At 69.2% G+C, this 9540-nt stretch carries 7 protein-coding genes and 1 pseudogene; 5 read left to right on the forward strand and 3 right to left on the reverse strand.

Annotation, left to right across the window (positions count from 1 at the left end; genetic code table 11):
- The first annotated feature begins 4 nt into the window (after nucleotides 1-4).
- The 5 genes from modB (at nucleotide 5) to WB794_RS12020 (ending at nucleotide 5681) form a co-directional block, all read left to right on the forward strand.
- A complete protein-coding gene (modB, locus tag WB794_RS12000) occupies nucleotides 5-685 on the forward strand; it encodes a molybdate ABC transporter permease subunit (RefSeq protein ID WP_337336096.1) in 681 nt (226 codons plus the stop codon).
- Nucleotides 678-1748 carry a molybdenum ABC transporter ATP-binding protein gene (gene modC / locus WB794_RS12005; protein ID WP_337336097.1) on the forward strand — a complete coding sequence of 357 codons (1071 nt, stop codon included), beginning with the start codon at nucleotides 678-680 and terminating at the stop codon, nucleotides 1746-1748. Before modB ends, modC begins: the two co-directional genes overlap by 8 nt.
- Before the next feature lie 113 nt (nucleotides 1749-1861).
- Nucleotides 1862-2914 carry a tellurite resistance/C4-dicarboxylate transporter family protein gene (locus tag WB794_RS12010; protein ID WP_337336098.1) on the forward strand — a complete coding sequence of 351 codons (1053 nt, stop codon included), beginning with the start codon at nucleotides 1862-1864 and terminating at the stop codon, nucleotides 2912-2914.
- Nucleotides 2915-2992: 78 nt separating this feature from the next.
- Nucleotides 2993-3520, forward strand: coding sequence for a molybdopterin-dependent oxidoreductase (locus tag WB794_RS12015; RefSeq protein WP_337336099.1), 528 nt, complete (start codon nucleotides 2993-2995; stop codon nucleotides 3518-3520).
- Nucleotides 3521-3677: 157 nt separating this feature from the next.
- Nucleotides 3678-5681, forward strand: coding sequence for a TonB-dependent receptor plug domain-containing protein (locus WB794_RS12020; protein ID WP_337336100.1), 2004 nt, complete (start codon nucleotides 3678-3680; stop codon nucleotides 5679-5681).
- A 244-nt stretch (nucleotides 5682-5925) separates the two neighbouring features.
- On the opposite strand, the gene WB794_RS12025 is transcribed toward WB794_RS12020, so the two are convergent.
- The 3 genes and pseudogenes from WB794_RS12025 to WB794_RS13550 form a co-directional block, all read right to left on the reverse strand.
- Entirely contained in the window at nucleotides 5926-6723 is a 798-nt protein-coding gene (locus WB794_RS12025; protein ID WP_337336101.1) for a TOBE domain-containing protein, read from the reverse strand.
- A gap of 98 nt (nucleotides 6724-6821) precedes the next feature.
- Nucleotides 6822-8303 carry a NarK family nitrate/nitrite MFS transporter gene (locus WB794_RS13545; RefSeq protein WP_415926690.1) on the reverse strand — a complete coding sequence of 494 codons (1482 nt, stop codon included), beginning with the start codon at nucleotides 8301-8303 and terminating at the stop codon, nucleotides 6822-6824.
- Nucleotides 8295-9539, reverse strand: a pseudogene (locus tag WB794_RS13550) (MFS transporter); the annotation flags it as partial. The gene WB794_RS13545 and the pseudogene WB794_RS13550, both read right to left, overlap by 9 nt.
- Nucleotide 9540 lies beyond the last annotated feature (1 nt).

A 9540-nucleotide genomic window follows, 5' to 3' on the forward strand; every position in this document is an offset into this window, starting at 1 on the left:
CCCGATGCAGTGGCCGTCCTGGGTGCTGGCGGCGTGGGTGACACTCAAGCTCGCCGGCCTCACCACGATCATCCTGCTGGCGCTGGGCACGCCGCTGGCGTGGTGGCTGGCGCGCACCGGCTCGGCCTGGCGCGCGCCGGTGGGCGCGCTGGTGTCGCTGCCGATGGTGCTGCCGCCCACGGTGCTGGGTTTCTACCTGCTCATCGCGCTGGCACCGGACGGGATCATCGGTCGCACCACCGATCTCCTCGGGCTGGGATCCTGGGCCTTCACCTTCCAGGGCCTGCTGCTGGCTTCGGTGCTCTACTCCCTGCCCTTCGTGGTGCATCCGCTGCAGGCCGGCTTTTCCGGCCTCTCCGCGCCGGTGCTGGAGGCGGCCGCGACGCTGCGCGCCGGGCCACTCGACCGCTTCTTCAGCGTGGCGCTGCCGCTAGTGCGGCCTTCGGTTCTCACCGCCACCCTGCTCGGCTTCGCCCATACCGTTGGCGAGTTCGGCGTGGTGCTGATGGTGGGCGGCAGCATCGAGGGCCAGACGCGGGTGCTGTCGGTGCTGCTCTACGACCAGGTCGAGGCGATGGCCTACGGCGAGGCGCACCGGCTGGCCGCGGGCCTCCTGCTGTTTTCGTTCGGCCTGCTGCTGGTGATGCAGTGGCTCGGTCGCCGCACGGCGGTCACCGATGGCTGAGCCGGCGGGCATCACTCTCCAGACCCGGCTCGCGCGCGGCAGCTTCACGCTCGACGTGGACCTGCGCCTGCCGGCGCGCGGCACCACTGTCCTGTTCGGCCCCTCGGGCAGTGGCAAGAGCAGCCTGCTGCGGATCGCCGCCGGACTGGAGCCCGCCGCGCGCGGCTGCGTGCGGATCGGCGGGGAAACGTGGCAGGACGCGGATTCCTTCCTGCCGCCGCACCGTCGCGCGCTCGGCGTGGTGTTCCAGCACGCGGCGCTGCTGCCGCACCTGAGCGTGCTGGACAACCTGCGCTACGGCTGGAAGCGTGCCGGTGCGGCAACCGCCACGCTCGACGCCTGGATCGAGCGCCTGGCGCTTTCGGCGCTGCTGCCGCGCCGCCCGGAAACGCTGTCCGGAGGCGAGCGCCAGCGCGTGGCGCTGGCCCGCGCGCTGGCGTGCGAGCCGCGCTGGCTGCTGCTGGACGAGCCGCTCAGCGCGCTGGATGCGGCGCGCCGCGCGGAGGTGCTGCCATTCCTTGAAACCGTGCGGCGCGAGGCCGGCCTGCCGATCCTCTACGTCACCCATGCGATCGAGGAGGCGGTGCGCCTGGCCGATCATCTGGTGCTGCTGGAAGACGGCCGCGCCAGCGCCTGCGGGCCGGCGCTGGAGGTGCTCAACCGCGCTGACCTGCCGCTCGCGCTGCGCGAGGACGCCGGCGTCGTGCTCGACGCCACGGCCGACGCGCGCGACGCGCACGGGCTGGTGCGGCTCGCCACCGCGGCCGGCGCGCTGTATGCACACGGCGCGACGCTGGCCGCCGGCACGGCGCTGCGCGTGCGCATCCAGGCGCGCGACGTCAGCCTGGCGCTGAGCCGACACGGGGATTCCAGCCTGCTCAACCTCGTGCCGGCACGCCTGGTCGCACTCGACCCGCTGCCCGGCGGGCAGGTGCAGGCGCGGCTGGAGGCGTCGGGCACGCCGCTGCTGGCGCGGATCTCGCATCGCTCGGTCGAGCGCCTGGCGCTGCAGCCGGGAATGATGCTGTGGGCGCAGGTCAAGGCGGTCGCGCTGCTGGTCTAGGCCGGAAGCGGGTTTGACTTCCATCAAGTCCACGCCGGCCCGGCGGCCCTAGTCTGCCGATCGCCTGCCCGGGTTTCGCCCGGTGCGCCATCCGTTCGGGGGAATTCGCCGCGATGCCCAGCCTGCTGCGCCACCTGCGCCACGCCACCGCGTCGCTGTCACCGGGCTATTTCAGCATGGTGATGGCCACCGGCATCATGTCGATCGCCGCCCATCTGCTGGGCGTCCCGGTGCTGGCGAAGGCCCTGCTCGCGCTCAACTGGCTGCTCTTCATCGTGATCGGCGCGCTGGCGCTGGCGCACCTGGTCTGGCACCCGCGACGGGTGCGCGACGACCTCTTCAACCACCTCAACGCGCCGGGTTTCTTCACCTTCGTGGCGGCGTGCGGGGTGCTGGGGAGCCAGAGCCTTCTGATCGGCGGCGACCTGCGCGTGGCGGCGACGCTGGGCACCGTCGGGCTGCTGGCCTGGATCGGTTTCACTTACACCATTTTCACCGTGCTCACGGTCAAGCAGGAGAAACCGGAGCTTGCGCGCGGCATCAACGGCGGCTGGCTGCTGGCGGTGGTGGCGACCCAGTCGATGGCGGTGCTGGCGGCGCTGATCGCTCCCGCCGTCGGGCAGCCGCTGCGCATGGAACTCAATTTCTTCGCCCTGTCGATGTGGCTGTGGGGCGGGATGCTCTACATCTGGATGATGTCGCTGATCTTCTACCGCTACACCTTCTTCACCTTTTCTCCCGCCGATCTGTCGCCGCCGTACTGGATCAACATGGGCGCGATGGCGATCTCCACCCTGGCCGGTTCGCTGCTGATCCTCAACGCCCCGCACGCGCCGTTCCTGCACTCGATGCTGCCCTTCCTCAAGGGATTCACCGTGTTCTACTGGGCCACCGGCACCTGGTGGATTCCCATGCTGGTGGTGCTGGCGATCTGGCGCCACGGCGTGCGGCGCTTTCCCTTCACCTACGACCCGATGTACTGGGGCGCGGTGTTCCCGCTGGGCATGTACGCGGCCAGCACGCATCGCATGATCGACGCGCTGCAGCTTCCCTTCCTCGCGCGCCTGCCGCAGGCGATGTTCGCCATCGGCATGGCGGCCTGGGCGCTGCTGTTCGCCGGGCAGCTGCGCGCGCTGTACCGGCAGTGGCGGACGGCGGAAAACTGACGTGGATCAATCCGCGAGCGCGGCGCGGGCGCTATCCTGTTTACGGTATGTACTCAACTTCATAACGAGGAGGCTCCCATGAAGATCCACGCGCTCCTGCTCGCGCTGCTGCTGGCTCCGGCCCTGTCGGCGGCACCCGCCGACCATCCGGAAACCGGCGCGCCCAGCCATTCGGTCCGCGTCACGGGCGCGGTGAAGGCCCCCGCCGAGTTCGACGTGGCCGCGCTCCAGGATCTGGTGGCGCGCGACACCGGCCCGGTGGACGTGGTCTGCGCCTCCGGTGCCACCGTGGGTTCGGTGCAGAACTTCCGCGGCGTGCGCCTGACCGACGTGATCGACCGGGTCGGCATCGACGTGCAGGGCCACAAGGACGCGCGCCGCATGGTGATCCTGGCGCGCGCCACCGACGGCTACCTCGTCACCTTTTCCTGGAACGAGCTGTACAACAGCCCCATCGGCAAGGACGTGCTGGTGGCCTGGGAGAAGGACGGAAAGCCGCTGGAAGCGCGCGAAGGCCAGCTGCTGCTGATCTCCGGCCAGGACATCAAGACCGGCCCGCGCCACGTGCGCTGGCTCAGCGGAATCGAAGTGATCCGCATGGAATGACCCCGCGCGGCGGCTGCGCATAGCGCTTCACCCCGCCGCCGCCCCGCGCCCCGACCAGCCCCGCGCCCGTCCGCCCGACGCCAGGGAGGACGGCAAGGGCGCGTCGTGCCCGCGATTTACGTTTTCCCAACCCAGAGAAGAGCCATGTCCCACTCCCATGCAACGCTTCATCGGCGCGCTGGTCACCGCCCTGCTCGCCGGCCTCGCCGGCCTCGCCGCGGCCCACGCCGAAGACGCCGCCGGCAAGACCGTCAAACCCTTCGAGCTCGGCCGCGTGGTCGTGCTGGGCCAGCGGACCGCGCAGCCGCCAGCCGGGGAATCGGCCATCACCCGCGAGCAGCTCGACGCGCTCAACCGCGACACCGTGGGCGAGGCGGTGGCCATCGCGCCCGGCGTAGCGCTGTCCAACAACAGCCGCAACGAATCGCTGGTGTACGTGCGCGGCTTCGACCCGCGCCAGGTGCCGGTGTTCCTCGACGGCATCCCGCAGTACGTCCCCTACGACGGCTACATCGACTTCGGCCGCTTCACCACCTTCGACCTGGCCGAAATCCGCGTCGCCAAGGGCGCGGCCTCGCTGCTGTACGGCCCGAACACGCTGGGCGGCGCGATCAACCTCGTCTCGCGCAAGCCTACCCAGCCGCTGGAAGGCGACGTGCGCCTCGGCGCGGGCAGCGGCGGTGAGCGCAAGGCGGCGGCCAACCTCGGCATGCGCCACGGCGACTGGTACCTGCAGGCCGGCTGGTCGTGGCTGGATGCCGACGGCTTCCCGCTGCCGGACGGCTTCATCGACTACAAGGCCAATCCCACCGACACGGGCGACGAGCGCGAGAACGCCTACCGCAGCGACCGCCGCGCCTCGATCAAGATCGGCTATGCGCCCAGCGAGCGCAGCGAGTTCGCCATCGGCTACGTGAAGCAGGACGGCGAGAAGGGCAATCCCGTCTACACCGGCCGCACCGGCAGCGGCATCCGCTACTGGCGCTGGCCGTGGTGGGACAAGGAAAGCCTGTACTTCATCGGCAACCTCGGCCTGGGCGAAAGCAGCAGCCTGAAGCTGCGCGCCTACGAGGATCGCTACGGCAACGGGCTGGAGGCCTACAGCGACGGCACCTACGCCACCCAGCTCAACACCACCAGCTTTCCCAGCGTGTACGAGGACAAGACCCGCGGCGTCAGCGTGGCGCTGTCCACCCAGGCCATCGCCAACCACGACCTGCAGCTTGCGCTGCACCACAAGGACGATCGCCACCGCGACACCAATCCCAAGTCGCCGACCAAGAACTATCGCGACGTGACCACCTCGCTGGCGCTGGAGGACAGCATCACCTTGGGCGACCGCTACGGACTGCGCCTGGGCGCGAGCCACGAGCAGCGCGACGCCAGGGAGGTCTATTTCTGGCCGATCGGGAAAACCAGCGCCAACAACGCGCTCGTCGAACTGCAGCGCGATGTCGGCGAGAACGGCCAGCTGTTCGCCAGCGTCTCGCGCAAGACCCGCTTCCCGACCATCAAGGATCGCTACTCGGCGCGCATGGGCGCGGCCCTTCCCAATCCCGACCTGAAGCCGGAAACCGCGCGCCACGTCGAGCTGGGCTGGCGCGGGCAGCTGTGGTCCGGCGCGCAGGCGGAAGCGGCACGGTTCCACAGCCGCATCGACGAGCTGATCCAGGATGCGCAGGTGGCATCCGCGGAATGCGGCAGCACGGTCTGCAACCAGGCACAGAACATCGGCAAGGCGCGCAGCCGCGGCGTCGAGCTGTCGCTGCAGCAGGACGTGGGCGAACGCGGGCAGTTTGGCGCGGCCTATACCTGGATGGATCGCGACAACCTCGGAAATCCCGCCGTGCTGCTGACCAACAGCCCGCGCCAGCGCCTCTTCGCGCACGCGCAGTGGGCGCTTTCGCCGCGGTGGAAGGCGCTGGCCACCGCCGAGGCCGAACAGGGCCGCATCGTCACCTGCAGCGGCCCCGGCAACCAGGGCGGCTTCCTGCGCCTTGGCGGCTACGCGACGCTCGGCGCCAAGCTGGTATGGTCGCCGCGGGACGGGCTCGACATCGAGGTCGGCGGGCGCAACCTCGGCGACAAGTGGTACGAGCTGGCCGAGGGCTACCCGATGCCGGGACGGACCTGGTTCCTCAACGTCAGCTACGGGTTCTGACGGCGGAGAGCCTCGAAAAATCTGGCGAAAGCCTCAAGGGTGCGGTGTAGGAGCGAGCTTGGTCGCGATGGAGGGCACGGCAACCGGTAGCGCTTGGCGATGCGTCCGACGCTTTGATCGCGACCAGGGTCGCTCCTACAAAAAAGACGGTCATTCCGGCTTTCGCCGGAATGACGCGGACTGGGGGGTTTTTCGAAGCTCCCGGTGCTTCCCGCTCCCGCCGGCGGCATGCCGGCGGGAGCGATCAGACCGCCACGGCAAGGATCACGTGCGAGGACTTGATCAGCGCCAGCATCGGCACGCCCTCGCTGATGTCGAGCTCACGCGCGCTCTCGTTGGTGATCGTGGCCACCACGCGGCGGCCGCCGGCCAACTGCAGTTCCACCTCGGCATTGACCGCGCCCTCCCGGCACGACAGCACGCTGCCGGCCAGCGCGTTGCGCGCGCTGGTGCGCACGCCCGGCTCGCCCAGCACCACGAACGAGGACTTCACCAGCGCGATCGCGCTGCCGCCCTCGCGCAGGCCCAGATCGTCCACGCTGGTGTTGGTGACGATGGCGACCAGCCGGTCGCCGCCGCCGAGGTCGAGGATCACCTCGCTGTTCACCGCGCCGCGCTGGATGGTCTGCACGGTGCCTTCGTACTGGTTGCGCGCGCTTGTCCTGAGCATGAGATTTCCCAGCCTCCTCAGCAGTTGATCGAGATCGTCGGAGCAGGCGGATTCCCCCTGCCCCGCCAGCAGCCGCTGTTGCAATGCGGTCAGCGCCTGGTGAAAGGCCAGCACGCGCCGCCCCGTGTCGGTCAGGCGCGCGCCGCCGCCGCCGCTGCCGCCGGCTTCGGCGCTGACCAGCGGCTCGCCGACGAAATCATTGAGCGCGGCCACGGCATCCCACGCGCCCCTGTAGCTCATGCCCACCGCACGCGCGGCGGCACTGATCGAGCCGTGCGCGTCCAGCGCGTGCAGCAGCTGCGCCCGCTGCGGCGTCAGGCTGGTGCCCGCGCCGCGCAGGTCGATCAGGGGCTGGAGCTGCATCGGGACCATGCGTGAATCCGTGCCGGAGGCACCCCAGCTTACGCCACCCCTGCCCGCAAGGCGCGCGCCGTGCGGTGATGCCCCGCCGCGCGGCGGGGGCGTTCGCTTCACGCCGCGCGCGCGCCGCGCTCGACGTCGTACAGCAGGCCCTTGCGGCGCGTGTAGGCGTACCAGGTCAGCCCGATGCAGGTCAGGTAGAACACGAAGAACGACCACAGCGCGGCGTCGGCGTTGCCGGTCAGAGCGATCGAGGAGCCGTAGCTCTTGGGGATGAAGAATCCGCCGTAGGCCGCGATCGCCGAACTGAAGCCGATGATGGCCGCGCTTTCCTTGTCGGCCTGCCGGGTGCGTTCTTCCGGCGTCATGCCCGGCATCAGCCGGTCGATTTCCTTGCGCATGATCACCGGGATCATCTGGAAGGTGGAGGCATTGCCCACGCCGCTGACGAAGAACAGGAACAGGAACACCGCGAAGAAGCCGGCAAAGCTCTGCGCGTGGAGGAAATACACCACGCCCAGGACGCCTGCCGCCATCCCGACGAACACCCAGAACGTCACCCTCGCTCCGCCCCAGCGATCGGAAATCCAGCCGGTGAACGAGCGGCTGAGCGCGCCCACCAGCGGCCCGAGGAAGGCGAGCTTGAGCACCGGCACGTGCGGGAACTGGATCTTGGCCAGCAGCGGGAAGGCGGCGGAGTAGCCGATGAAGGAACCGAAGGTGCCCAGATACAGCCAGCACATGATCCAGTTGTGGCTGCGACGGAAGATCACCGACTGCTCGGCGAAGGACGCCTTGGCGGTGGTGAGGTCGTTCATGCCGAACCACGCGCCGATCGCGGACAGGGCGATGAAGGGCACCCAGATGAAGCCGGCATTCTGCAGCCACAGCGGCTGGTGATCGGCCACGCCGTCCGAACTCATCAGCGGCTCGCCGCCGAGGGCCCCGAAAACCCCGACGGTGATCACCAGCGGCACCAGGAACTGCACCGCGCTCACGCCCAGGTTCCCGAGCCCGGCGTTGAGCGCCAGCGCATGGCCCTTCTCGGACTTGGGGAAAAAGAAGGAGATGTTCGACATCGAGGAGGCGAAGTTGCCGCCGCCGAAGCCGCAGAGCAGGGCCAGAAGCAGCAGGATCCAGTACGGCGTATCCGGATTCTGCACCGCGAAACCGATGCCCAGCGCCGGGATCATCAGCGACCAGGTCGCCAGCGTGGTCCAGAAGCGCCCGCCGAAGATCGGCACCACGAAGGAGTAGAAGATGCGCAGGGTCGCGCCCGACAGCGCCGGCAGCGCCGCCAGCCAGAAGAGCTGGTCGGTCGTGAGCCGGAAGCCGACCGCGGGGAGCTTGGCGACCACCACCGACCACACCATCCAGACCGCGAACGACAGCAGCAGGGAGGGAATCGACAGCCACAGGTTGCGCCGGGCGATGCGCCGCCCGGTGGCCTCCCAGAAAACGGGATCCTCCGGCCGCCAGTCCTCCAGCAGGTGGCTGCCCAGCACGCCCTCGTGCTCGGGCTTGTGGATGGGCTGCATTTCCGGCAGTTCCGGCAGCTTGCGCAGCTCCTTCTCGGCGACCCCGCGCTCCATCGCGCGGATCGAGACGTGCATCCACACCAGCGACGCCAGCACGACCACGAAAAGCAGCGCAAAGCAGCTTTGCCAGATGCCCACCAGATCATTCAGCGCGCCGAACGCGATCGGCAGCAGGAAGCCGCCGAGGCCGCCGACCAGGCCGACGATGCCACCGACCGCGCCCACGTGCTTGGGGTAGTACACCGGGATGTGCTTGTACACCGCGGCCTTGCCCAGGCTCATGAAGAAGCCCAGCACGAACACCAGCACGATGAATCCCGTCACGCCGGTACTGAGGGTGAACCGGATCGGTCCTTCGATGCCGTGGATGACGTAGTCCGTCGGCGGATAGGCCAGCAGGAAGCAGCAGGCGATGGACACGCCGAAGGTCCAGTACATCACCCGGCGCGCGCCGAACTTGTCGGACAGCACGCCGCCGTATACCCGGAACAGGCTGGCCGGGATCGAATAGGCGGCTGCCACCATGCCCGCGGTGCGGATGTCCATGCCGTAGACGCCGATCAGGTAGCGCGGCAGCCACAGCGACAGCGCGACGAAGCCGCCGAAGACGAAGAAGTAGTAGAGCGAAAAGCGCCAGACCTGCACGTTCTTGAGCGGCTCCAGCATGCTGGCCAGGCTCGGCGGCTTCGCGCCTTCCCGACGGCGCTGTTCCTGCTCCGGGTCGTCGCTGGTGGTGAACCAGAAAATCACCGCCATCACCGCCAGTCCGATCGCCCAGTACTGAGCCACCGCCTGCCAGCCGAGCGCGACCATCACCATCGGGGCAAGCAGCTTGGTGACCGCCGCGCCGACGTTGCCGGCACCGAAGATGCCCAGCGCCAGGCCCTGACGGCTGGCCGGGAACCAGCGCGAGACGTAGGCCACGCCCACCGAGAAGGCACCGCCGGCGATGCCCACGCCGACCGCCGCGAGGAGGAAGCTGGCGTAGCTGTCGGCGTAGGTCAGCATCCAGGTGGCCGCCGCCGCCGCCAGCATCACCAGCACCTGCACCAGGCGACCGCCGTGCTGGTCGGCCCAGATGCCCAGAATCAGCCGGATCAGACTGCCGGTCAGGATCGGCATGCCGATCAGCAAGCCGAACTGGGTTTCGCTCAGCCCCAGCTGCTTCTGCACCTCGATGCCGATGATCGAGAAGATCGTCCACACCGCGAAGCACGCGGTGAAGGCGGCCGTGGACATCCACAGCGCCCGCTGCTGGGGGCCGCGCTCGATGGCTGTTGAGTCCTGCATG

It is taken from the genome of Denitratimonas tolerans (assembly GCF_037203605.1).
Lineage (GTDB): Bacteria > Pseudomonadota > Gammaproteobacteria > Xanthomonadales > Xanthomonadaceae > Denitratimonas > Denitratimonas tolerans.

Coding starts and splice junctions, on each gene's coding strand:
- modB (WP_337336096.1), top strand. CDS start 5: ATGCAGTGGCCGTCCTGGGTGCTGGCGGCGTGGGTGACACTCAAGCTC.
- modC (WP_337336097.1), top strand. CDS start 678: ATGGCTGAGCCGGCGGGCATCACTCTCCAGACCCGGCTCGCGCGCGGC.
- WB794_RS12010 (WP_337336098.1), top strand. CDS start 1,862: ATGCCCAGCCTGCTGCGCCACCTGCGCCACGCCACCGCGTCGCTGTCA.
- WB794_RS12015 (WP_337336099.1), top strand. CDS start 2,993: ATGAAGATCCACGCGCTCCTGCTCGCGCTGCTGCTGGCTCCGGCCCTG.
- WB794_RS12020 (WP_337336100.1), top strand. CDS start 3,678: ATGCAACGCTTCATCGGCGCGCTGGTCACCGCCCTGCTCGCCGGCCTC.
- WB794_RS12025 (WP_337336101.1), bottom strand. CDS start 6,723: ATGGTCCCGATGCAGCTCCAGCCCCTGATCGACCTGCGCGGCGCGGGC.
- WB794_RS13545 (WP_415926690.1), bottom strand. CDS start 8,303: ATGGAGCGCGGGGTCGCCGAGAAGGAGCTGCGCAAGCTGCCGGAACTG.